Source organism: Paenibacillus sp. PL91, assembly GCF_012935325.2.
Lineage (GTDB): Bacteria > Bacillota > Bacilli > Paenibacillales > Paenibacillaceae > Pristimantibacillus.
The window spans coordinates 1083151-1107498 of record NZ_JABBYG020000001.1 but is presented as its reverse complement, the minus strand read 5'-3'; the positions used below and the strand labels follow the sequence as shown (position 1 = coordinate 1107498).

The 24348-nt window shown below is 46.5% G+C and carries 22 protein-coding genes and 1 pseudogene; 16 read left to right on the top strand and 7 right to left on the bottom strand.

Annotation, left to right across the window (positions count from 1 at the left end; genetic code table 11):
• Positions 1-472 precede the first annotated feature (472 nt).
• The 5 genes from HI950_RS05075 (at position 473) to HI950_RS35645 (ending at position 3685) form a co-directional block, all read left to right on the top strand.
• The gene (locus HI950_RS05075) at positions 473-1201 is read left to right on the top strand and encodes a hypothetical protein (RefSeq protein WP_169081299.1); all 729 of its coding nucleotides are present in this window, start codon (positions 473-475) and stop codon (positions 1199-1201) included.
• Positions 1202-1269: 68 nt separating this feature from the next.
• Positions 1270-2574 (top strand): fibronectin type III domain-containing protein, encoded by a 1305-nt coding sequence (locus HI950_RS05070; RefSeq protein ID WP_317618303.1) that lies wholly within the window; start codon positions 1270-1272, stop codon positions 2572-2574.
• A 38-nt stretch (positions 2575-2612) separates the two neighbouring features.
• Positions 2613-3116: a hypothetical protein gene (locus tag HI950_RS05065; RefSeq protein ID WP_169081301.1), complete on the top strand. Its 504-nt coding sequence runs from the start codon at positions 2613-2615 to the stop codon at positions 3114-3116.
• 82 nt (positions 3117-3198) lie between these two features.
• Positions 3199-3360 carry a hypothetical protein gene (locus HI950_RS35650; protein WP_223285099.1) on the top strand — a complete coding sequence of 54 codons (162 nt, stop codon included), beginning with the start codon at positions 3199-3201 and terminating at the stop codon, positions 3358-3360.
• Between the two features lie 19 nt (positions 3361-3379).
• Positions 3380-3685, top strand: a complete 306-nt coding sequence (locus tag HI950_RS35645) for an IS110 family transposase (RefSeq protein WP_223285098.1) — start codon at positions 3380-3382, stop codon at positions 3683-3685.
• Between the two features lie 371 nt (positions 3686-4056).
• Here the strand turns inward: HI950_RS35645 and HI950_RS05055 are convergent, their stop codons facing one another.
• Complete coding sequence (locus HI950_RS05055; RefSeq protein ID WP_169081302.1) at positions 4057-4929, bottom strand: SDR family NAD(P)-dependent oxidoreductase; 873 nt, start codon at positions 4927-4929, stop codon at positions 4057-4059.
• A 147-nt stretch (positions 4930-5076) separates the two neighbouring features.
• On the opposite strand from HI950_RS05055, the gene HI950_RS05050 reads away from it, so the two are divergent.
• From HI950_RS05050 to HI950_RS05040, 3 genes are all read left to right on the top strand, one after another.
• Positions 5077-5541 carry a MarR family winged helix-turn-helix transcriptional regulator gene (locus HI950_RS05050; RefSeq protein WP_187768027.1) on the top strand — a complete coding sequence of 155 codons (465 nt, stop codon included), beginning with the start codon at positions 5077-5079 and terminating at the stop codon, positions 5539-5541.
• Between the two features lie 1142 nt (positions 5542-6683).
• Positions 6684-7313: a class I SAM-dependent methyltransferase gene (locus HI950_RS05045; RefSeq protein ID WP_169081304.1), complete on the top strand. Its 630-nt coding sequence runs from the start codon at positions 6684-6686 to the stop codon at positions 7311-7313.
• Positions 7314-8067: 754 nt separating this feature from the next.
• A complete protein-coding gene (locus tag HI950_RS05040; RefSeq protein ID WP_169081305.1) occupies positions 8068-9024 on the top strand; it encodes a Gfo/Idh/MocA family protein in 957 nt (318 codons plus the stop codon).
• On the opposite strand, the gene HI950_RS05035 is transcribed toward HI950_RS05040, so the two are convergent.
• Positions 9021-9662, bottom strand: a complete 642-nt coding sequence (locus tag HI950_RS05035; RefSeq protein WP_223285139.1) for a helix-turn-helix transcriptional regulator — start codon at positions 9660-9662, stop codon at positions 9021-9023. The two genes, HI950_RS05040 and HI950_RS05035, sit on opposite strands and share 4 nt — an antisense overlap.
• A 36-nt stretch (positions 9663-9698) precedes the next feature.
• Positions 9699-9935: pseudogene (locus tag HI950_RS36930) on the bottom strand (AraC family ligand binding domain-containing protein); the annotation flags it as partial.
• A 117-nt stretch (positions 9936-10052) separates the two neighbouring features.
• Between HI950_RS36930 and HI950_RS05030 the strand changes: the two are divergent.
• The 5 genes from HI950_RS05030 (at position 10053) to HI950_RS05010 (ending at position 16205) form a co-directional block, all read left to right on the top strand.
• Complete coding sequence (locus tag HI950_RS05030) at positions 10053-11345, top strand: neutral/alkaline non-lysosomal ceramidase N-terminal domain-containing protein (protein WP_169081307.1); 1293 nt, start codon at positions 10053-10055, stop codon at positions 11343-11345.
• A 13-nt stretch (positions 11346-11358) separates the two neighbouring features.
• The gene (locus tag HI950_RS05025; protein WP_169081308.1) at positions 11359-12555 is read left to right on the top strand and encodes a DegT/DnrJ/EryC1/StrS family aminotransferase; all 1197 of its coding nucleotides are present in this window, start codon (positions 11359-11361) and stop codon (positions 12553-12555) included.
• A gap of 150 nt (positions 12556-12705) precedes the next feature.
• On the top strand, positions 12706-14313 hold the full coding sequence (locus HI950_RS05020) for an extracellular solute-binding protein (protein WP_169081309.1): 1608 nt from the start codon (positions 12706-12708) through the stop codon (positions 14311-14313).
• A gap of 109 nt (positions 14314-14422) precedes the next feature.
• Positions 14423-15322, top strand: coding sequence for an ABC transporter permease (locus tag HI950_RS05015; RefSeq protein ID WP_169081310.1), 900 nt, complete (start codon positions 14423-14425; stop codon positions 15320-15322).
• Positions 15323-15338: 16 nt separating this feature from the next.
• A complete protein-coding gene (locus HI950_RS05010; protein WP_317618294.1) occupies positions 15339-16205 on the top strand; it encodes a carbohydrate ABC transporter permease in 867 nt (288 codons plus the stop codon).
• Positions 16206-16813: 608 nt separating this feature from the next.
• Here HI950_RS05010 and spoVB read toward each other — a convergent pair.
• Together spoVB and HI950_RS05000 are read right to left on the bottom strand one after the other, a co-directional pair.
• Complete coding sequence (gene spoVB, locus HI950_RS05005) at positions 16814-18364, bottom strand: stage V sporulation protein B (protein ID WP_169081312.1); 1551 nt, start codon at positions 18362-18364, stop codon at positions 16814-16816.
• A 639-nt stretch (positions 18365-19003) separates the two neighbouring features.
• Complete coding sequence (locus tag HI950_RS05000) at positions 19004-19621, bottom strand: NAD(P)H-dependent oxidoreductase (protein WP_169081313.1); 618 nt, start codon at positions 19619-19621, stop codon at positions 19004-19006.
• 186 nt (positions 19622-19807) lie between these two features.
• Here HI950_RS05000 and HI950_RS04995 point away from each other — a divergent pair, with 186 nt between their 5' ends.
• Entirely contained in the window at positions 19808-20488 is a 681-nt protein-coding gene (locus HI950_RS04995) for a helix-turn-helix domain-containing protein (protein WP_169081314.1), read from the top strand.
• Between the two features lie 165 nt (positions 20489-20653).
• On the opposite strand, the gene HI950_RS04990 is transcribed toward HI950_RS04995, so the two are convergent.
• Both HI950_RS04990 and HI950_RS04985 read right to left on the bottom strand, forming a co-directional pair.
• On the bottom strand, positions 20654-21940 hold the full coding sequence (locus HI950_RS04990; protein ID WP_169081315.1) for a sensor histidine kinase: 1287 nt from the start codon (positions 21938-21940) through the stop codon (positions 20654-20656).
• A 5-nt stretch (positions 21941-21945) separates the two neighbouring features.
• Positions 21946-22620 carry a response regulator transcription factor gene (locus HI950_RS04985; protein WP_169081316.1) on the bottom strand — a complete coding sequence of 225 codons (675 nt, stop codon included), beginning with the start codon at positions 22618-22620 and terminating at the stop codon, positions 21946-21948.
• Between the two features lie 239 nt (positions 22621-22859).
• Here HI950_RS04985 and HI950_RS04980 point away from each other — a divergent pair, with 239 nt between their 5' ends.
• The gene (locus HI950_RS04980) at positions 22860-23666 is read left to right on the top strand and encodes a polyphosphate polymerase domain-containing protein (protein WP_169081317.1); all 807 of its coding nucleotides are present in this window, start codon (positions 22860-22862) and stop codon (positions 23664-23666) included.
• The gene (locus HI950_RS04975; protein ID WP_169081318.1) at positions 23659-24348 is read left to right on the top strand and encodes a DUF4956 domain-containing protein; all 690 of its coding nucleotides are present in this window, start codon (positions 23659-23661) and stop codon (positions 24346-24348) included. The genes HI950_RS04980 and HI950_RS04975 overlap by 8 nt, the downstream gene beginning before the upstream one ends.

Below are 24348 nucleotides of genomic sequence, written 5' to 3'. Positions count from 1 at the left end.
GATAGTTAAATGCGAAAAGGGCTGCCGCTTGGTAGTCCTTCACTACGCTAACTGAAGTTTAGTTTAGCGCTGTGCATATATCCTCATGATATTATTAATGTAGTGAAAAATTATGCGATGTGAAGGTAGTAACAATTACAATCCCTGAACTTTATGAATTGGAATACCTTTTTAAGTGTGACGCAAAATTTGTTGACGAAGGGATACCATGGCAATATACGTCTGTTTCCTTTCAAATAACGCGTAATATTACCCCCGTTACGCTCCGCCAAATCTCTCGGCATTCAATCAATCATTCGTAAAAACTCCAACAGCATTATTTAACTTACCACTCCAGCCATATATTCTCTGCCCATGTAGGCGGGGGCAATAATACGCTATCATCAATATATTCAAAACGAGACCTTGATGTTACATTAGTATTCGATATGAATAATTTTATAAAATTGGATATATGAAGTAAAAGGAGGCAATGGCAATTATGAAAAGGTTGCGATTGAAAGTTCAATATTTGCTCATTACAGGTATGCTTGTGTTACTGTTTGTCCCTCTGTCATCCTATGCAGAACAGAGCGTCGGAAGCGAGTGGCTCCGCCTGGTTGACACGGTGAACGGTGATATTATGGATGTCAGCACGGGAAAAATATTATATGAGCTAGGTATCAAAGACCGAAAATCAGGTAAAGTAATATCGGTTCCCTATAATCATCATTTCGTAGTAAATGGAGTTGAATACGGTAATAGAGTTGAATATGGCTTATTGACTTCACATGGAGCTATACTGGCTATTCGATTGTTGGATGGACCGGGTGCCTTCACCGGCTTATTTGAGTGGAGAGACGGCAATCTCGAATATTTAGGGAAATTTTATTCCCCTTCCTATGTTTATTCCTCTTCCTCTTGTTGGTTTAATGAACATAGATGCAATAAATTCGACGTACCCGTAGTAAACCAAAACTATGCACTCTTTATCCACGAGAGAAATGTCAATCCAGAGGATGGTAATTATCAGGATCTCATTTTACGAAATTTGGAGTCCGGGACAAACGAAATCATTCCAATGCCGACACCGGGAGAACACTTCGGGAATTTTGTTCTAACTGAAAATGGCGAGGTCTATTTTAATACCAACAAAGGTATGTATAAATACGTCAAGGGCACTGTTACTCCATTGGATGATAAGCCGACCAAGCTCTTCTAACATCCATAACAGATGGTCAGTACACCTTATTTTGCAAAGACACTACTTCCTTTGATACATGTTCTTTGGTGCTGCGTGGACCCGATGGTGATAAGGTCATAAGCGAGGCAAGGTCGCCCGTAAGAGGTACGGATTACCAATTAAATCAAGGCTGGGTGGTTTACAACCGTCCAGAGATGAATGGAGAGCAGCTATGGCTTCGCGCTCCTGACGGTCAAGAGCAACAGGTTACAAACACCGGAAGTCCTAGTAAGATCGCATATTTGGCCGAAAACGGAGACGTCGCTTTTCTTAACGAAAACAGACTTTATTTTCGTAAATATAAGGCTGACGGAAAAAGTGATCCAGTCGAAATCGGAACATCCGAATTGAGGCTGATACAGCTGGACGGGCAAGCATTTGGAATGATTGGCAGTACGTTATTTGCGTTAAAAAAAGAAACGACGACGCCAACGATCAGCAACGTATTTCCTTCGGAAGGCGAGACGGTAACCGTGAACAATCCGAACCTATCTGCTGTCATTACGGATTCTGATTCAGGGGTGGATCCCTTTTCGCTAGTCGTCAAAGTTAACGATCAAATTCTGGAATCCAGCTATGATGCGGCGTCGATGATCATTACCGCGTCAGCCTCTGGATTGCAGAACGGTTCTCATACCCTTCTGATCCTTGCTGCGGATAAAGAAGGAAATATAGTGGAACATTCCGACAGCTTTACTGTCCAGCTATCTGTATGGCCCGAAGGAAGCGGCTTTAAGGCAGAGAATATCGGGCGGAATTCACTTACCTTAACCTGGTCGGCCGCACGAGAGAGCAAGGGTTACCGGATATATAAGAACGGGGAACTCCTAGATACGGTGAACGAAAACGTCCATTCTTTTGATGTAACGGGACTGCAGCCGGATACTAGATACATCTTTAAGGTGGAGTCAGGGCTGCCGGATGGCAACTGGACAACGGATGGACCGTCTGTGACGGTGAGGACGTCAAGTTTAGCCTTAAATTGGCTTAATAAGCTTCATTCCGCCCTCATTGCTGGCGATCCAGCGGACATACAGGACGTACGAAATCTGCGCAATGAAATCACGGGGCTGGACGATACGGACAACCAATCGCTGATTGATCCTTTATGGAACAAAATCAGTCCAAAGCTGCCGGCATCAGTTGACCAGACCGAGCTAAAGAGCAGCATGTTCCGAATCGTCAAGGCTGTTGGTTCGATGCGTTATGATCCACAGTTGACCGATTTGGAAGCCATTCGGACAAATCCGGAATTCATAGCAACGCTGAAGACGATTGCAGCGGCCGGAGGCCAACCAAAAGATCGATGGACGAGTTCCTCATCCTATTTTTTGGCGACGGAGGCCATGTAAGAGGGATAGAAGGTACCGTCCGCAATATCCTGAAGGATATGAAACCGACAGAACTTGCGGCACTGGTCGCTAATACGGATCGAATTAATGCAGTCTTAAGCAAAGCGCTGGCAGTAGTGTTGGATGATAGAGATACGTATGCGCTCAGCGAAATGCTGTACAAACTTGATGTTAAACCTGAAGACGTAAGGTCGACGGTATATAACTTCCAAGTGAAATTGAAATATGACGTGCCTGCCATTAATTCGCTAATCGTTGCTTTTATCCGTTCCGAAGCGGAGGAGACAGTGAAAATAACTGCAAACGGCAAGAAGCACGAATATAGGCTCAAGGTGCTCGGCATTGAGATTCCGTCCGTCGTCCTGAAATGGACAAAAGTATCCGGGAGCAACGATGTGAACGTGAAAATGAATGGAAACATATCTATTCCAAATTATGTCGCAAACGGCTCAGCAGTCATACAAGCGTCGCTGCTTAATCCTTTCGGCGGGAAGGCGAAAGTCATCTTCAAAAAAGAAGTGACGTTAATACATTCCAGTTGAGCCTAAGAAACGGGCTTTGTAAAAAAGGGAGCGCCTCGGTATGATGGGTTTGTCGACAACACATCAAGGAGTCGCTCTTACTATGAAGTTTAAGCAATCAGATGCAAAAAATCAACGGATTGAACGAATTGCCACCTGGCATCTCGTCGTAGGGATCGACATGGCCAAAGAAACGCATGTAGCACAAGCTACGAACTTCCGAGGGATCGTGGTCTCCAAACGACATCTCTCATTCTTAAAATAGCATTGAAGGCTTTGAAGAATTGAACCGCTGGATGAAGGAGTTACAGCAGAAACACCGATTAAAGAAGCTCATCATCGGCATGGAGCCAACCGGCCATTACTGGTTTAACCTGGCCAACTGGTTAGCAGATAAGGAATTACACGTGATTATGGTTAACCCTGCAAGCAGCGCAGATGATACCGGTTGTACTGGCGGGCAGGGCATGCGAAATAGAGGAACTATTAGGAAATATTCCCCAGGCAGTTTCTACTGCACGCATACTCCACAAACGAGGAGACTCAGCCTTGCGAAAATATCTCTATCTCGCGAAAGCAGCTTAAGTTAAGTAGCAATCACGTATATTGACTCATTCGCAGGATTTCACAAAGAAAGCACGGAGGACCGAGTTCGTTACCCAAAAGGGCACAGACCCATCCGCTAAACGCTATCGGTCTCCACACCTTGGACAGGTATAACGAAGGAATGCAAGGGCAGTGACCCGTTGAGATTTGGGAGGGTGAACCTCCAAGGGATTATAATTGACCTCATTCAAGGTGATGAAATCCTGCGAATGAGTGAGTATATGTGAGATAAACCCTTAAAACCTAGGGACGGGTAACGATAGTTCAATTCAAGACATGTAGACAGTCGGTCAGTACGATCGGCTGTCTTTGTTGAATTAACCGGTGGGTTAGTGGAATGTTACTGAAAATAAGCCTACAGAAAGCCCTTTTCTCTCAGTAATTTTTCTGTGGTCTCCCACAACTTGTGCTGCATTGCGTCATCACCCCCGGGAGACACTGGTTCGATTGATTGTCCGGTTCCGACATTAAAGTATCCACCCGTCTTTCTTTGATATTCCGGATCTACAATTAATCGGGTTATAATATCGGTTCCTCTTCGCGGATCTCCAAGGCGCAGGGCTTTCAACAATCGTTCAAGGACGGGGGCGAACCATAGTTCTCGTCCGAGTCCGGTAACATTAAATCCAGGGTTCAGTGCATTTACACGGATACCCGCACCTGACCACCGCCGTGCAAGTTCAGCCGAAAACATAATATTTAATAATTTGGTTTTTCCATAGATGGGGGATGAGCCACGAGCGGTAAAGGGAGTTGTATCCGTTAAATCCTCTGGTAACTTCAAAATACCGTGACGGCGTGAAGCTTCAGAGGCAACATTGACAACTCTGGCCTGGTTCGAGTTTTGCAGGGAAGGTTTTAGAATCTGCGTCAAAACCCAGGGAGCAAAATAATTGACGGTAATCATCTCAGGAAGACGCTCGGGGGTGATGCGAGGCTTAAAAGCATGAATCCCCACATTGTTCAACAGCACATCAATTTTAGGATATTCGGCAGCTATTTCACTCCCAACCCGTGAAACGTCCTTTATTGACGAAAAATCTCCATAAAAAAAATCAATCTTCGCTGACGGTGCATGCTCCTCAATTTGTTTTCTCGTGATTTCAGCGCGTTCTTTACTTCGGGCAGTCAAAATAAAGTCAAATCCGCGTCTTCCTAATTCGAGCGCGACAAGCTGTCCAAGTCCGCTGGTGGCACCCGTAATGACAACATTTTCTTTTTTAACCATCGTCATTTCTCCTTCCTATGATACAATTTAAAAGTGACAAATCATTACAACCTACCATAGAATTTGGTTGATATATATCCACTATATTGATTTAATTGATATATGTCAACCAGTTTAAAGTTTTGATTTAGACCTAGAGAAAGGTGAATGAGAATGAACGAGCATAAATCAATAAACGAATCTAGGGAGAGACTTGAGATTGAATTGGGCGAACAGCTTAATGCTCTCATTAGTTCTGCACATGCATTGAATGTAAAAGCCGCTGCTAAATTCGATTCCTCCATACAGCCTGCCGCCTTCCATATTGTTCGCTGGCTGTATTCCTATGGCGCCACTAATGCCGCCGCATTAGCTGAATCAACGGCAATGGATCGAAGTTCGGTCAGTCGCCTCGTCAAACAACTCCAGGCTCTGGGATATGTAAAACGAGAAGCGTCGCCTAATGATGGACGGGGTGTTGTATTATCACTTACCGAGTATGGGCAACAAAAAATTATAGATGCGCTAAAGGAAAAAGAGTCTGTGTACTATGAACGGCTTTCAGACTGGAAAGATGCAGAACTTCATGATTTTATCCAAATGCTGAGGCACTTTAATGGATTTCGTTGTTAAAGTGTAACCCTTAAAGAAACGCAACTAGCAGTCGAAAGTGTTGAGCTAACGGGTAACGATAGTTACATGTGAAGGGCTGCCGCTTGGTAGCCCTTTACTTCGCTAAATAGTTGCAAAAGAACTTGAATGAAATTGGTAGTGGGAAATATTAGGATTAAAGGATATAACGTAACCTTAAGGGGTTGTATAAGATAAAAAAATTAGTACTCGTTGTTTTAGGCGGATTGATCGTGGTGGCGACTGTACTGGTAACCCGATACATGAACGAGACGAATGAAGAAAAGCAAATTGCTAAGAAACTGGCGATCGACTACATCCAAACACAATATAAAGAAACTGATCCGCTAGAATTAACTAAGATGTGACGTCCCATCTTGGGGTTTGGCGATTACCAAATGGTCATAAAAGACACAAAGGGCGAAGATTATTATTTATTCATGCAGTTAACAAGAGAGCGAACATTGCAGTGGGTTGACGATTTGACGGTTGACGTACGGCATGGAGCATCCTCTTTTCCTTGTGGCTATAGTCAAACATTACAGCACAAGCCATTCAACTAACGAGTAACTTTAGTTGAATCTACGGCAGCTGCTCACTTTATTTATTAAGCTAACGGGGAGTAAAGCGGAGTAAAGAATCTGTTGGAACGGTATAAGCCGACGGGTAAATACGGTTGTCTAGTTCTGAGAAATTCATGTACACGTATGATATGATTGCGATTATTCAGTGAGGAAGGGAAGATCGCAGACAAAGAGCTTTCCATTGCTCAACTCGTGCGCCAAACCGTGCCTGTCACCGACTTCAAATATGCTGAAGGTGATATAAGCTGCAACACATTCGGTAATCCATGGGCCGTGTTGGAGTGGAAGGAGGGATACCTTTAACGCGATGTATTTAAAACCAGAACCCTTCAAGATATCACTTTAGCCGCAGCCTCAGCAGAAAGTATTCGTGCCAATATCCATAATTATACGTTTTCCGATAAAAAGATTAGGTATTAGTCGCCTGAATGAAATATAGTAGAACTGGACTGGGGAATCCTAATTTTTTGGAGTTTAGGCATATAAACATTACTTGAATTTGACATTAGCGTCAAGCAAGATAGCATCCCAAATCAAATAATACATAAAGGAGATAGAGATATGACCGAATTCTGGGAATCAAGTTTTATAGAAAAACAAACGATGTGGGGATTTGAACCTACGGACTCCGCAATCGTGACAAAGGACTTTTTCCTTGAAAGGAATGTTAAGGACATACTGTTACCAGGTATTGGATATGGCAGAAATGCAAAGGTTTTTATTGATAATGGAATAAAAGTTACAGGTATTGAGATTTCAAAAACAGCGATTGATTTGGCGAGGCAAAACGGGCTTGATATTGCTATTTTTCATGGTTCCGTAACTGACATGCCTTTTGATAACAAACGCTATGACGGTATATTTTGCTATGCACTTATTCACTTATTGAATAATCGTGAGAGAGATAAGTTTATTAAAGATTGCTATAATCAGTTAAAGCCAAATGGATATATGATTTTTACAACTGTTTCAAAAAAAGCCCCAATGTTTGGAAAGGGCAAACAATTGGATAAAGACTATTTCGAGATAATGGAAGGCGTGAAAATGTTTTTTTATGATTCTGACTCCATAAAACAAGAATTTGAAAAATATGGACTGGTAGAGTTTTCAGAAATTGACGAGCCAAGTAAGAACATGAAAAATAAACCTCCAGTAAAATTTATAACTGTAAAATGTAAGAAAGAACTATAAAGATAATCATACAAAAAACCAAAAATAGTAAATTGGTAGCGGATAGGATGTGTATATACGCAATCTATTCGCCAAGTCATGCAATTGGTAAAAAGATATGAAAATACAATATGATATGAAGGAATAGAGGGAAATTGTAAGAAAAAGTATTAGTTCGGAATCTTCTTAAAAGGCGAATTAAAGGAAGTTAAACTGGCTTACCTTAAATAAATTCATATATTTTTCAACACTATTCTAAAACATAGCCTTATAGAAAAAAGTATCCCACTGAGTACGGAAAAAATAGTCATTACGCTAACGGGTAACGATAGTGCAATAACACGAGAAAATGGGCAGGGTACTTTAACTGTCCCCAATCCTTTTTTGGTGAAATTATCATAAAAATCATTAGTGGAGTCACAGTGCAGCTGGTAAATCATGGACAGTTGTTCATGCTCAAAATAAAAAGTACATCTCAGTCACACACCTAAGGCTCCGCTATGGCGGAGCCTTTTCTGTCAGACATCGTTAAACTAAGCTGATGGAATTTTCAGTACCGTGCCGGCTTTTACATCATCAATATTTACAATATGATTGTAACCCGCAATGAACTGCACATATTTGTCGGAGACGTAATAGATTTTGGAGATGCTGTAGAGCTTCCCGCCACTCTCTCTTTGAAAGACCAGAATTGTCTGTTTGCTTAATAATTTTGACCATCCTTTTTAGTAAATTTCATTAAAATGAAGTAGAAATAAGAGGAGGATGGTAGGGAATGAACATCGGATTAATTGGGTGCGGCGCAATGGGAAGAGTATATGTCGATCGTTTGATGAGGATGAAGGGAGTTCGGGTAACGGCAGTCTGCCATCCTGAGCGGGCGAAAGCAGCCGCATTAGCAGAATTGCCGCAGGCAAGAATCTATGAATCTTACAGCGAAATGATCGCAAGTCCGGATATCGATATCATCTGCGTGACTTTGCCGACTTACTTGCATAAGGACTATGTGCAGATGGCTTTGAAGGCTGGAAAACATGTTATTTGCGAAAAACCGCTTACACTGACAGAGGAGGATTGCTGGGAATTAATAGAGACAAGCCGAGCAAAAGGTGTTAAATTGTGTGTCGCCCATGTCGTTAGATTTTTTCCGGAATATAAAGATGCCCGCCTGCGGTTTCGCTCAGGGGAAGTTGGGGCGGTCAAGTCCGTGCGTACAACAAGAGCGAGTCTAATGCCGGCGGAGAACAGCTGGTTTCTGGATAAGCGAAAAAGCGGCGGCGTTGTGTTTGACCTTATGATTCACGATATCGATTACGTGCTTTGGCTTCTTGGAGATCAAATTACGCATATAAGAGCGGAAATTATAGTTCGTGAGGGAGTGGAGCAAGCGTTGGCAAGGCTTTATTACGCTGACGGAACTAAGGTTAGCTTAGAGGCTGTTTGGGGGGCTTCTGACTTTCATGCCGGGTTAGATATTACGGGAGAACAGGAGGCTCTTAGTTTAGGCGGCGTCAAAGCGGATACCGAGAGCAATAATAAGGTGGTTCATGAGAATTCATCGGATCGGGGTGTTATTATACCTGAGGCGTCAGAGCTTGAAGATCCCTATTATTGCCAGTTATTAAGCTTTATTCAGGCAATCGAGATGGACGGTCCGCTTCCTATAACGGCGGAAGAAGCTTGTTCCGCCGTCAGAATTGCGAATCGGATAGTAGGGTGCATTGAATCCTAATCCTTTGAAGCGTCGGACTGAGGGGAGGAGGTTGCTGGCTCCCTTGAGTACTTTAGACGGTATTCGCGGGGTGATATTCCTTCGATTTTCATGAAAACCCTGGAGAAGGTGCGAAAGGATTGAAAGCCTGCTTCCAAGGAAACATCAAGAATAGACATGCTTGTGTTCAACAGCAGACCGGTAGCTCTCCTGATCCGAAGGCTGTGCAAATATTGAAGGAAAGTAGTTCCCATTACTTCCTTGAACGCTAGACTAATGGCGGATACGCTGGTATCGAATTGGCTAGAGAGTATTTCAAGGGATAAGTCGTTAATGTAGTGGGTATTCACGTATTGAATGACATTCCATATCAACTTTTTATTGCGGTAATTGGAACTTGGCGGTGTGAGATTATTTCTTTTCTGATGAGCACGGAAATAGATAATCAGGGCTTCGATTAGCTTGCTGCGAATATACGAATTTTTAGCCATCTTGTCTTCTTGGTATTCTAACCGCATTTTTTCAAGGCAGGCTCTCATTTCGGCGTAAGGGTAAGGATCGAGATCTACGAAGGATGTGGATCCGTCATTCGTGCCTAGAATGATCGTGCCGAAATCCGCCTCCATTGTTGATCCGAATAGCAGGCTTATATCGAACATGCAACAAATCACTTCTACACCTGTATGATCGCAAAATATTTCGTGCATATCATGGGGGCGTAAAAAAGTGACTGTTCCTGGTTGAAGTTTATGCGGACTCCCATTAATGAATTCGGTCCCGGTTCCGCTAACGACGAGGGATAGTTCGAGCACATCATGGTGGTGCAAAGCATAATGCTTATGGAGCGTATGTGTTGTAACTACACACGAAAACTTGCGGCTCACGGCTCCAGATAAAGACAGAACATCTTCATATTCCGGAAATATTACCATGTCGATTTACCCCCCCGATTTCTTCACTGTTTTCTTTTTATTGACCAGGTAAATAAAAAAAATGACCGAATTCTTAATGAAATGTATTATAACATAGATTTCGAAAGGAGTGATTCTATGGAGCTTCAATTGAGTGTCGGTACAGCCAAAGTCGATATCACTCCGCCATTCGCTTTGCCGCTCGCTGGTTTTGCCAGCCGGAACAATCGAAACTTCGAGACCATCGATAGCCGCTTGTACTTGCGAACGTTTTATTTCCAACAGCATTCTACGGACGGTTCCAAGTTACAGTCTCTGCTCCTGTCTGCCGATATTCTGTTCTGGTCGGAAGAGCTGGCTGATCATCTGCGCATGCGAATTGAGCGGCAGTGGGGAATCGCGGTGGACGCCATTATTCTACATGCCACCCATACGCACTCCGGTCCGGCCATTTCAATGCGAACAATTGGGATAGGAGAGCCTGATCCGAATTACCTCGCTTTTTTGGAACAAGCGGTAATCCAGAGTGTGGAACAGGCAGTAGATGATGCCGAGCCTGTGAGCATACGGATGGGAAAAGGCACATCAAGAATCGGCGTGAATCGCAGGAAGAAGGATGGGGACCAAATTGTGTTGTCTCCGAACCCCGAAGGAGTGACCGATCCTGAGCTAAGGGTATACGTCTTTACTACTTTCGCAGGGAAGAAGAAGGGTGTACTGATCCACTATACCTGTCATCCAACGCTAACGGACCGCAATTCGGTATCCTCTGAATTTTGCGGTTACGCGATGGAACGGCTGGAGAACCGTAACGACTCCTCGACGGTATGCGCTTATCTTCAAGGCTGCAGCGGCGACATTAATCCCGTTAGGCCGAAAGTTTCCGAAAGCAATCAGGATGTCATCTCCATCGTAGGACAAAGGTTTGCAGACGATGTAGATGCGATCTTATCTGGAGAGCTTAAATGGCTTGAACCCAATGTGTTGACTAGTAGGCGATCGATTACAGTACTTCCTTTCGCAGAAATACCTACGAAGGAAAAGCTGCAGCGAGTCGTGGATGAGTCGGCTTCAACCGACGTCCGCAATTGGGCTAAAAGCTTCTTGCAGCAACCCTACAAGCTCAGGAAGCAAGCCCGATTTGAAATTACAAAGCTAACTATAGCCGAAGGATTAACATTTATAGCTATGAATGGCGAAATGGTTGTGGAATACGGTTTGTTCTTGAAAAGCTGCTCCCCGGACATAGTCCCTCTGGCTTATAGCAATGGAATGATCGGATATATTACAACCGCTAAACAGCTGCAGGAAGGCGGATATGAGCCGATAGAATCCGTCACTTATTTCGGCCTTCCTAGTCCCTTCGACCAGGCTGTTGAGGCGGAAGTAAAAAGACAACTTATGGCTATTATCGACGAACCAAAAACCTAGGAGGAGTAACAGCATGCAGAAGTTAAGATTAGCAGTAGACGGTGGAAGTCCGATAAGAACGCACCCATTTCCCAAGTGGCCGATATTCGGAGAACTGGAAGAGAAGCTTATGTTGGAGGCCGTCAGATCAGGGAACTGGGGAGGTGTGGATTCGGATAAAATCAAATTATTCGAGGAAAAGTTTGCCCGTCTACAGGATGCGAAATACGCCATAACGGTCAACAATGGCACAATTGCCATAAGCATTGCTTTACTGGCTGCAGGCGTAGATGCCGGCGATGAGGTCATCATGCCCCCCTATACGTTCATTGCTACCGCTACGGCTGCATTATTGATTGGCGCTATTCCGGTATTTGCGGATGTAGATGAGTCAATGCTGATCGATCCGGACAAAGTTGAAGCAGCGATCACACCAGCTACCAAGGCGATTATCGCAGTGCATATTGCCGGTGCTTCGGCCAACATGACACGGTTACGGCAAATTGCGAAGACAAATAAACTAACTTTAATTGAAGATGCCGCGCAGGCGGTAGGCGCCAAATGGGAAGACCAGGGGGTAGGAGCTCTAGGTGATCTGGGTACCTTCAGTCTCCAATCCAGTAAAAATCTCAATAGCGGTGAGGGCGGAGTCATTGTGAGCAACGATGAGGAGTTGGCCGATCATGTCTGGTCGATTCATAACTGCGGTCGTGTTCGCAACGGTAAATGGTATCAGCACGAGCGTATTGGCTGGAACTTCAGGTTCAGTGAGGTGCAGGCTGCGCTAGCGCTTGCACAGTTGAGCCGACTGGAAGAACAGATGGAAATTCGCCAGCGCAGCGCAAATAATCTGGATGGACTCTTGCACCAAATTGAAGGAATCCATCCCGTGAAGTATGATAGCAGAATTACGAAACATGCGAACCACCTCTATATGTTCAAGCTGGATAGAGACGTTACAGAAAGAATTGTTAAAGAAGATTTTATCCGCAAGTTGAATGCGGAGGGGATACCGGTTACGGCAGGTTACGTCCCTCTTAATAAGAATTCCGCCATTATCGATCGAATCCACAAGCTGGTTGGAGAAGTTAGGACTAACAGCTGTCCGGTGGCAGAAAGAGCTTCCGAACATGAATTGCTCTGGTTACACCAGAACGTCCTTCTTGGATCCGAGAGCGACATGGAAGATATTGTGAGTGGTATCAACAAAGTAATCCAATCCTATTTATAGAGCAGTAGATTTATTAATGAGTGCTGGCTTCGTAGTATACGGTATAGTTTCAGGGGATTGGCCAAATGCCTTGCAGGATCGCGACCTCAGGCAGTTGCCCGCCTTGCAAACATAGTCATGAACAACACTAGACGAGAGGGGTATCACTAAATGAAGAAGATTTGGGTTATCGTCATCGCACTAGCACTCATTTTTACCGCGTGTTCAAGTAAGGAGAACAAAGGAAACGAAAGCAGTCCGAATAGCGAAGGGAAAGCAAGCACTGACAGCAATAATGAAAGCGTAACCAAAATCCCGGATTCGGGCAATAAATCCATTAAGGTGCTGCTTTCCCATGCAGAAGCGGAGTATGCCAAAACGGTAAAAGCAGACGATCCCTATATCAAAGAGTTAAACAAGTTATCGGGCTATAATCTCAGTTTTGATTTTCTGGGACATTCCGACTACGATCAACAACTCTCTCTGCGGTTTGTATCCGAGGATTTGGCGGATTTGGTTCGGACGCCTAGTATCGATTCCACCATTCACAAGGATGCGGTTGAACAGGGTATCTTCAAAGAATTAGGTTCCTTGATTGATCAGTACGGTCCAAACCTCAAAAAACGCATTCCCGAAACCGCATGGAACAGTCCACGAGTTCAGAAGGACGGGAAAATTTACGGCATTCCAGTTCTTGTCGGAACGGCTAACGACAGAATCGGTTTTATCCGCCAGGATTGGCTCGACAAGCTGAGCCTGAAGCAACCAGAAACGATTGACGAGTGGCTTAACTATTTTGAGCAGGTTAAGGTTCAGGATGTGAACGGAAATGGTGATCCAAACGACGAATACGGCTATTCGATGTTTGAAGGGGTGGGTTGGAGCTCGATGTTCTTCGGATCGTTCGGCGTTGATCCCGGAACTTGGCACATGCAGGAGGGCAAGCTGATTCCTGATATGATCAGCCCGAAGATGAAGGAAGCCATCGCATTTTATAGGATGCTATATGAGAAAGGGTATGTCAATCGTGATTTGTTCACGAAGAAGGAGGCAGATTTCCGCGCCGATATCTATAACGGCAAGTCGGGAAGCTTTGCTGCCGCTGTCTATCAATACACACCAGACTTCAGTGCAACCAATGCGCCAAAAAAATTCGTCAACGAGCCTGACAAGGTCAAGATCTCGATGGTTGCTCCACCGGCGGGTCCTAGAGGCGAAAGAGGTTTGGGACCCGTGTCCGACGGCATTTATTTTGTGTGGGTGATTCCAGAAACGGTAAAGAATCCCGAAGAAATCATCAAGTTTCTCGATTGGGCATGGAGTGCCCCGGAAGCAGACAAATTCTTCGCCTATGGGATTGAGGGCTCCAACTATACCGTCGAAGGCGGAGAACTCAAATATGATGTTTCGGCTCCCGTTAACGCGGACAAAAATGCGTTCCAAATGTTCCAATTGTCCATCAATCCCCGTGAAATCGGGTTCAACAACGACCTGGTATTAAAAACGTTGCCGGAATCGGAAAAGATAATTGCAGGCTATAAGCTCTCGGCGGATATTGCAATGCCGCACGATAGTCTGTATATGCCGCCGCTTGTCACCTTCCAGAACAACCCGGAAATATCGACATGGGGTACGATGTTCGTCGAGATGTTCTCCAAGATCATGACGGGAAGTCAACCGATTGATGCCTTCGACAAATTTGTTTCGGACTGGAATAAACGCGGCGGTGATAAAGCAATCGAAGAAGCAACGCAGTGGTATAATACGTTCCACAAGTAACGTAAATTGTGGATTGCGCTGCATGCCTAATACATGCAGCGCGGTTCGCGAATGACCATTAAAGCTGGAAACACAGGTTGGCCATCCACAAGAATCGGCAGGTGATGTTATGAATAGGCGGTTGGTTTTACGAGACAAGTGGGTTCTCATCTTGTTCGCTTTACCCGGATTGCTCTATTTTTTACTATTCAAATACGTTCCACTACTTGGCAATGTCATTGCGTTTCAAGACTATAACATCTTCAAAGGAATTTTACACAGCCCGTGGGTGGGTTTTGCTCAATTCGAGCGGATGTTCGGGTTCGAAGATTTTTATGAAGTGTTTCGCAACTCGGCGAAGCTCGGCTTCTATTCGCTGTTGTTCGGATTCCCTGCACCGATCATTTTAGCGTTGTTGCTGAATGAACTGAAATCGATGGCGTTCAAGAGAGTCGTACAAACCGTTGTCTACATGCCTCACTTCTTGTCGTGGGTTATCGTCGGCTCCATCTTCATCAATCTACTCTCTTACGAAGGCATTATTAATACGATAGCTAGTCAAATGGGTATAGCAAAGGTTGATTATGTAACACAAGGAAACACATTCATTGCCGTACTGATATCTACTGGGATCTGGAAAGAAGTTGGATGGGGCACCATTCTCTACCTGGCGGCACTATCCGGAATTAATCCAAATTTCTATGAGGCTGCCATGGTTGACGGCGCCGGCAGATGGAGGCAAATGTGGAGCATTACACTGCCCTTATTGATGCCGACTATGGTTATCGTGCTGCTTCTCTCGATTGGGCATATTCTGGACGCGAATGTAGAGCAGGTGTTGATTTTCCTGAATCCGCTAGTTAGGGATGTGGGAGAGGTGTTCGATACGTATGTTTATACTTTCGGTTTGGTAGGCGGCCAGTACAGCTATACGACGGCAATTGCCTTGTTTAAAGCCGTGGTGGGCATTGTACTTGTATTCGGGCTGAATGCGATCAGCCGTAAAACAACCGGAGAGAGCCTTTACTAACATAGGAGGTGGAGTCGTGCGTAAACCTATAGCTTTCCAAGCATTTTTGGTCACCATTTTGACAGCTCTAAGCTTAATAATGTTGGCTCCGTTAATTCACATCCTGTCAGTTTCCCTAAGTTCTCCGCTTTATGCGCAGGCTAAGCTAGTCTATTTCTGGCCAAAAGGATTGCAGTTTGCCGTTTACAAAAAAATAATTTCGATGGATGAAATGTGGAGGGCGATGGGCGTCAGTGTCTATATTACCTTTGTTGGCACGTTGATTACATTGGCGCTCACGTCCATGATTGCTTTCGCGCTCTCTAGAACGACCATGCCAGGTCGAAAGTGGATCATGCGACTCATCGTGCTTACTTTTATTTTACCCGCACCACTTATACCAGGTTTTCTGCTTGTCAAATCCCTCCATATGCTCGATACGCTCTGGTCATTGATGATACCAGGAGCAACAAGCGCATTTTATGTAATTATTATGCGAACCTTTTTTCGGAATGTTTCCGGAGAGCTGTTCGATGCGGCAAAGATGGACGGCTGCGGCGAGGCGGGCATCTTTTTCCGTGTCGTGCTGCCCTTATCGACGGCTGTTATTGCCACCATCGGTCTCTTCCATGCCGTTTATCAATGGAACACTTACTTTTCCGCACTTGTTTTCATTAGGGACAAGACACTCTATCCTTTGCAGGTGCTGCTGCAGAACCTAGTCGCTAAGAAAGGGCTGAACAACTTCATGGGGGAAGTGCAATTCGAACTAAATATGCCTGTTACACCGGAAATGATGAGCGCAGGCATTATTATCTTTGCCACGGTGCCGATTCTGGTCGTCTACCCGTTCCTGCAAAGATATTTTGTCAAAGGCGCAATGCTGGGGTCGCTTAAAGAATAATAGAGGAGGTTATTAAATGAAACGTTAATGGACATTGGAAACCATATGAAAACCAATAATTAGATTGTCTTCAATTCCTCTACAACAGGGAACGAAGGCTTAATAACATTACAAAAGGGTGCCTTCGTTTTCGGCAGCCTGTGCCTGTTCAGCTAACGGGGAACGTTAATGAAATTGACTGCACAAATGCAGTCCGCCAGAACGTTCTGGTAGACTGCATATTTTAATAGTAAGTGTTGATGTGATAACTGAGGGCAGAACTTACTCATAATAAGAGTGACAAAATAAACAACTAAAATGAAATGTATGATTGTGACACAAGCCATTGAAACTGTCTGGTGACAAGAACATAGTATCATTGGATGCCGCATTTAATGCGGCATTTTTTTATCTTATCAAGTTCTTGTCAAATTGCATTGACAAGAACTTGATAACATTCCCGATGAGTGACAAGAACGTTGCTTCATTCCCGACATGCGTATTGGAGTAACCTAAATGCGTTAACCCGTCGCCGGAAAAGGGATGGTTTCGGTCATATTTTTGAAACGGCAAATTGATTTCAAAACATGTCGTGTTAAGCGTTAATGAAGAAAGAAAACAACAATTATTTACCATGGAATCGAAAACCTCTGGAGCGTACTTTTCCATTTCAACGTACCCGTCAATACGAGTGTAATGAAATAGATGAGCAAGGACCAGACAATTGAAACTATTAAGCTCCATAACAGCGGCAGGCCTTGGACGGTAAGATAGTCATAGGTCCAGTGCCCGCATATCGCCATCAGCATCATACAGATCCCAACCTTGATATAAGGACGAATGCTCCAGTAAAATCCGATCGAGCCTGAGATCGAAAAAAAGTTTAACAGTGTTTGCATGACAATTCCGATGCCGATGCCGTACGCGATGCCGGTAATGCCGAATTGGCTGCCGAACACGAAGATCGAGACAGCTTTGAAAATCGTTGCTGCCACGTAGTTCCACAGTGTAGCTTTCGCTCGGCCGAGACCGAGCAGGATCGCGTGCAGCGGTGCGTCGAAATAATGCAAAAAAAACAACGGCGCCAATATTTTGAGTAGCAATCCTGCTTCCGGTGCGTTGTATACAAGCGTCGTAAGTGGAGTTGCCCACTCGAATAGGATGACGGTCGCCGGCGCGCCGATCAGAAGTCCCAAGCTTAGCGCCTGATTCATCCTCTCATGCATAAGCAGACTGTTCTTGTTCGCCGCTGCCTCGCCAATCGCAGGAATGAGAGCGGTGGACAAGGACTGCGTAATAAAGCTTGGCATGAACAGCAGTGGAAACACATAGCCGGCCAGCAGGCCGAATTGCTTCGTGGCTAACACCGTGCCGATGCCGGCCAGCGCCAGGCTGGATGTAATGAGAAGCGGTTGTAAGGTGCTGTATAACGAATGAATAACGCCGTGCCCGGTCGTCGGCAGACCGATCTGTAGCAGCTCTCCAAGTGTGCTTCTTCCTTGCTTCATGTGGCTCGCCCATGTCTCGCCCGGCATCTTCGATTCGCCGTACAGTTTGTAGCTTGCCACCAGAAATAAGAGGCTGATCGCTTCGCTGACGACTGAGGCAGCCATTGCGCCCGCAGTCGCATACGCGATGCCGAAAGGCAGCAATAGGTGTACCAATGCAAGGACACAGGCGATTTGCACCGTATGCTCGAGCACATCGGAGGTGGCGATGGTTCTCATCTGCTGCATGCCGCGGAAGTATCCTTTTAACACCGCGGATATAGCGACAATCGGCGCGATCGGCGTAATCGCGAGCATTGCATAATAGGCGCGTTGATCGCTCAGCAGGATGGATGCGATCCATTCGGATCCTAGTAGTGAAATGAACGTAAGCGCTATGCTCAAGATGCCGGTGACGGCTAGCGACACGTGCAGGATACGCCTCACTTTCAATCGTTCGCCTCGGGCGTGGGCCTCCGCGACCAGCTTTGAAATTGCCACTGGCAATCCAAGCTCCGTAATCGTAATGACGAGAGGGACGAGCGGATGCGCCATCATCAGTAGGCCGATTCCCTCCGCGCCCAGTACACGCGCAATATACATGCCGCTGATAAAGCCGAGAATGCGGTTGATGAAAGCAGCGACAGACAAGACTAGCGTTCCTCTCATGAACGATTGCCCGTGTTGAGCCATGGCTTGTTTCCTCCTGTTTATATAATACTTAAATATGTATTCGACATTTGGAAAAGCATGCGAACGAGCTGGTGTTGGACTCATTTATGAACAAGCAATGTTATGCAACGGCGCGGCTTTTTTTGCGATTATGTTCTTAGATAACTTTCAATGAGAGAAAAATAAAGTTCATAATAAAGGTAGCTTTTCCCATCTAGTTTTAAACAAACGGCTTTTAGCGGTAGATTCAAACGCCATGCTCCTCCATTAGAAGTATTCCTTCGAAGCCTTTTCACTTCATTAGAGGGATATGAATCGCACAAGCTCGTCATTCCATTTTGGCATGTCCGAATCTTTGATTGAATGGCTGACGATGATTATTCGACGTTCGAATGATGGTTATTAACCATTGTCGGGTGAAAAGAACATTATCTCATGAAAAGTCCTGACCAAAGAAATGGTATCACCCAAGTGGGCCTTGTCAGGACGCTCATGAAGGCGGTGAAAGCGAAGTACGGATTGTCCGGCGTTATTTAGTGAATTGAACATTCCGATTGCCGATGCCGAACTTGCATCAGGTTGGATACTACTCTTCAATCAGAACCGGGAAATTGCCATCGTTTCCCGATGGTGTAGAATTCTATTTTATCCAAACAACCGTCAATAGTTGTTGAAAATCCGCTCTGTCTTGTTCAGAGCGTTGTGGCGTTGCTCGAGTGTGCGATTTTCCATGCCGGAGTAGTTATGCCACTTCAGCTTATGAATGCCCATCTTCCTGAAGGTGCCGCGGAAGACCATCTTGACGATCGGGTTCCCGAGGATCCAGCGGTAGACGAAGGTCGGCGTGGCCATGACCGTCAGCAAGGTTACACCATTCAAGCGGGGCAACAAGCACTTGAAGGGCCGTCCCGGCTTCGTTTCGGCATATACGACGCCCTTCACGAACACTTTGTCGAGAAAACCCTTCATGAGTGCCGGCATTCCTTCCCACCAGACGGGGAAAATAAATACGATATGATCCGCAGCCATGAGCCGCTGCTGATAGTCGGCCACGAGCGGGTCGCTAGAGCGCTTCTGGCGCCAATCGGCCAGATCCGAGGCGGACATGACGGGATTGAAGCCGTCCGCGTGCAGATCGATTAGATCGACGCTGTGATGGTTCGAGAGTAGACCTTTGGTCACGGCGACTAATAACGCGGCGGAGTAGCTTCTTCGATGCGGGACGTTCTCAGAAGCCGCGGCACCGTATGGATGGTCGAACACAATTACGAAATTCATGGTGGAGCACCCCTTTTTCATTGTCATCATTTTGTTAACCGGAATCAATAATGCATCTCATGAAACAATAGTATGTTTTTGTTTATCAGTTGTCAATAATGTTTCTTGAGAATATTTAATTCGAGCCGATTGCTTGATATACTGTAACAAACAAAGCGTCAGGAAGAACAGAAAGGGGAACGAACGATGTCCAGCAAAAGGACGAACTCGAATGTCGAACAAGCACTCTTGATCACGGAGATGATGAATCAAATCGGCGCTTTGCAGAATCGATTCCAGACAGAAGGAGAGGACGAGGAGAGGCGTTGGATGACGGCGCGTACCTCGGACGACCGCGTCGTCGATTTTCTGAAAGAAGCGACCGTCCTTATGCTGCACATCGTGCACGCGATCGGGGAGTCGGAGCTGGTGAACGGCATTACGATCTCCAAGCGTTTCGGCATCCCGAGGGGCAGCGTGTCCAAGATTACGCGGCGGTTGTTGGAGCAAGGAATCGTTCAAGGCGAATCGCTCCCCGACAATAAGAAGGAAGTCTTGTTCCGGTTAACCTCGGTCGGCCGAAAGGTCTTCAATCTGCACAAAGAGCTGCACGTCCATATCGAAGGCAACGTTCGCGAATTTCTAAGCCGTTACGATATCGAACAGATGCGATTCCTCGTACAATGCATGAAGGATACAGTAGTTACGTCATGGGTTCGGTTTGATGAGGCCGAAGGCTTGCAGGAAGAGAATTCGGCGACGGAGGCATCGCGGAACCTCCGCGATGCCGGAGAAGTAAGTGAGATTCTGGCCATGCTGCGGCGATTGGACCCGAATAAGCTTCGAAAGGCCAAGGAGCTGATCCGCATCGCTTTCCTAGAGGATTGACGGAACCGAATCGCAAAAAAACAATCGTTCGCGTTAGCCGATGCTTGTTTGTTGTCGCGATTTCGAACCCCGATATGGAAATTGCTAAAAAAAACGACAAAAATCAAAAATCCCTTGCGACCGTTGAAACGGTCGTAAGGGATTTTTTTTGCGTGTCGAGGGCCTCTAGTCCAGATGCAGAAAGAAAGTCGTCGATTCCCCAAGCTCGCTCTTCGCGTAAAGCTTGCCGCCGTGCTGATCGACGATGGTTTTGGCGATGGCAAGACCCAGTCCATGGCCGCCTTGGGCGCGGGAGCGGGAAGCGTCCGTCCGATAGAATCGGTCGAAGATCCGGTGCAAGTGCTCCGAGGCAATGCCTTCGCCCGTGTTGGTGACCGACAGGACGACATCCTGATGCTGTTTCTTCAGCGCAATCTCTATCGATCCGCGTGGACCCGCGTATTTGATGGCATTGTCGAGCAAGATCATGATGACCTGCTTGATCTGCTCGCTGCTGCCGTTCACCGTTAGTTCGGGCTCAATATCGTAGTCGAGTTGGAGCTCCTTCTCGAAAATAACGGCTTCCATCGTCAGCATAATCGTCTCCACCGCTTCGCTCAGGTCGAACACGGCGCGCATCATGGCGGAACGCGAGTCCTCCATCTCGGTCAGATAGAGGAGATCGCCCGTCAGCTTGGCCATGCGTTGCGTCTCCTGCTTAATGACATGCAGCCACTTGGCCTGGTTCACGATCGTATCCTCGCGGTTGGCGAGCAGCACGTCTGCGTTGGTCTGAATGACCGCAAGCGGCGTCTTCAATTCGTGGGAAGCGTTGGCGATAAACTGCTTCTGCTTCTCGAACGCCTCCTTAACCGGAGCGATGGATCGGCTGGCGAAATAACGGCTGATGAAATAAATGACAACGAGCATAACGAGAGCGACGGCCCCGAACGTATAAATCAAATTCGTCAAGATGCCCTGCTGCGCGGTGACATCCATGAAGACGAACATGCTGCCGGCAGCAGTCGGCTGAACGATGAACGCCCATTCATTGCCGTCCAGCTTGAGCTGGCCAGTCGTTTTGCCCGTAGCTAGTGCCTTTTCGAGCGCCTCTTGGTAGAAGGACTCCTCCATATCAAACCGCGAGTCGGTGTTCGTTAACGTGCCGGAGCTGTCCGCTTCCAGCTTGAACGATACGGACCGTTCGGGTCTCCAGCCGTCGTCTTCCATGCCTGCAGGTGGCTCGCCCTGGAACTCTTCCGGAGGCGATGCGTCGACATCGTCCGGTTCGAACCGTCTTGGTCCGTCCTGCTGTTTATGATAAAATTCCGAAACTTGATGAAGCTCCATATCGATGTCGCGTTTCACGTCTTGATAGGTGATGGTATAGATGGCCGTGAAAGCAGCCAGCATCATGACGGTGATCGTGATCAGGTTCAGCAGGAGAAATCGGTTTTTGAGCTTTTTGAACATGCTATTCACGTCACCTCCAGGATGTACCCAACGCCCCTGATCGTTACAATCTTCACGGACGAATGGAGGAAGGTCAGCTTCTTCCGCAGGAACGAGATGTACACCTCCACATTGTTGTATTCCGCGTTCGAATCGAAGCCCCACAGTTTTTCGATAATTTGCTCCTTCGACGTGACGGCCAGCTTCCGCGTCACAAGCAGCTCGAGCAGCTCGCTTTCCTTCAAGTTCAGCTTCAATTCCTTGCCCTTGACGGTCAGCTTCAATAACGTCGTATTCAGCTCAATATCCCCGAACGTCAGCGCGTCCTCCGGGACGACTTCTCCCTTACGCCTCAGCGCAGCGCGTATGCGGGCCAGCAACTCCTCGGTCGAGAACGGTTTGGCGATATAGTCATCCGCGCCGTAATCGAGTCCGGTTACTTTGTCCGTAATTTCGCCTTTGGCCGTGAGCAGGATGACCGGCGTCGCCTCGCCATCGCCCCTCAGCTTGCGGAGCACGGCGAAGCCGTCCATCTCCGGCATCATGACATCGAGCAGCAGGAGATCGTAGATGCCACTCAGCGCGTAATCGTAAGCGGATCTGCCGTCGTGGACGACATCCACGGAGTAGTTCTGCTTCTTCAATAATTGGGATAAGGCTTCCGCCAAATGTATTTCGTCTTCCGCGATCAAAATTCGCATCGGCTGTTCATCCTTTGCTGTTTTTCTAGACTTGATATTCCCATTATAGCAAGCGAACCTTTAGCCAACCTTAACTGTTTTCGTTCGATCGCGTTCGGTCGGTTATATAGGCTATATATAGGAAGCGCAATTTTTTTAAGGAAATGTAAATCGATTTAAGATTCATTAAAGGTTGGGGGACTAAGATACAGACATGAGAGATGAGACCACAGCGAACCGCGGAAAGGAATGAAACAAGGATGGCCATTGAGGTGTTCAACCGGTACGAGAACAAATACTTGCTTGACCACGATGCGTACCTTCGATTTTATAGCGACCTGCTTGATTATATGGAGCTTGACGATTATAACAAGCTGCATGAATTTTATTCGATCAGCAACCTCTACTTCGATACTCCGCACGATTCGCTCATCCGGACGAGCCTGTCGAAGCCGAAATACAAGGAGAAGCTTCGGTTAAGAGCGTACGGCGTACCAAACGGCGACGCGAAGGTGTACCTGGAGATGAAGAAGAAGGTGTTCGGTCTCGTCAACAAACGAAGGACGGGGCTGAAGCTGAACGAAGCGTACGAGTTCGTTCGAACCGGGATCGAGCCGGCATTCCAGCCTTACATGAACAAGCAGGTGATCGAGGAAATCAAATATTTCCTCTGCCGCTACGAGCTCGAACCGAAGGTGTATCTGGCTTACGAGCGGAAGGCGATGTTTAGCAAGGAGAGCCGAGACCTCCGCATCACGTTCGACACGAACATCCGCCATCGCCGGTACGACCTGGGACTGGAGCTTGGCGATCATGGCGAGCTTCTCGACCCGGCCAACAAGTGGCTGATGGAAGTAAAGGCGGAGAATACGATTCCGCTGTGGCTGTCGCGGCTGCTATCGGAGCACGGATTGTACCGCACGAGCTTCTCCAAATACGGCAACGAATACAGAAAGACGGTAAGACACGGCAACGCGCGACCGACGTTGCCAACGCAAACAGCACTGACTACGCAAACGACAAAAACAACACCATTTATGGAAAGAGAGCGTGTACTCTATGTTTGATTTCGAATCCTTGTTCAATCCGACGACCGCGACAACCACAATGACGCTTGGCAGCTCGATCGTTACGATCCTGATCGCCATCGCCCTCGGCGTCATTATCAGCTTCACTTACATGAAGACGAGCCCGACCAGCTATTCGCAAAATTTCACGCTAACGATGATCATTCTGCCCACAATCGTCGCCATTATTATTCTCCTGATCGGCAGCAATATTGCCCGAGCGTTCAGCCTTGCGGGAGCCTTCTCCATCATCCGGTTTCGAAGCGCGCCCGGCGATCCAAAGGATATCGCATACGTCCTGTTCACGATGGCGGCCGGTCTTGCTTGCGGCGTAGGCGCCTTCGGCTACGCCGTATTGTTCACTTTAATCCTTTGCGCTTTGATGTTCATCTTGAGCAAAACCAACTTCGGAGCGAGAAAGTCGGCTCAAAAGCTGCTTAAAGTCACGATTCCGGAAAGCCTGGGCTACGAAGAAGCATTCTACGAAGTATTCGCTACGTTTGGTGTTGCGTATGAACTGAAAAAGATCCGCACGACCGAGCTTGGCAGCTTGTATGAGCTCGTCTACACCGTTACGTTGGATCAGAACACGAACCAGAAGGAATTCCTCGACGCGATCCGATGCCGCAATGGCAACTTGGATTTGTCCCTGACGATGGTCCCTACGGCTGTGGCCGAGTAA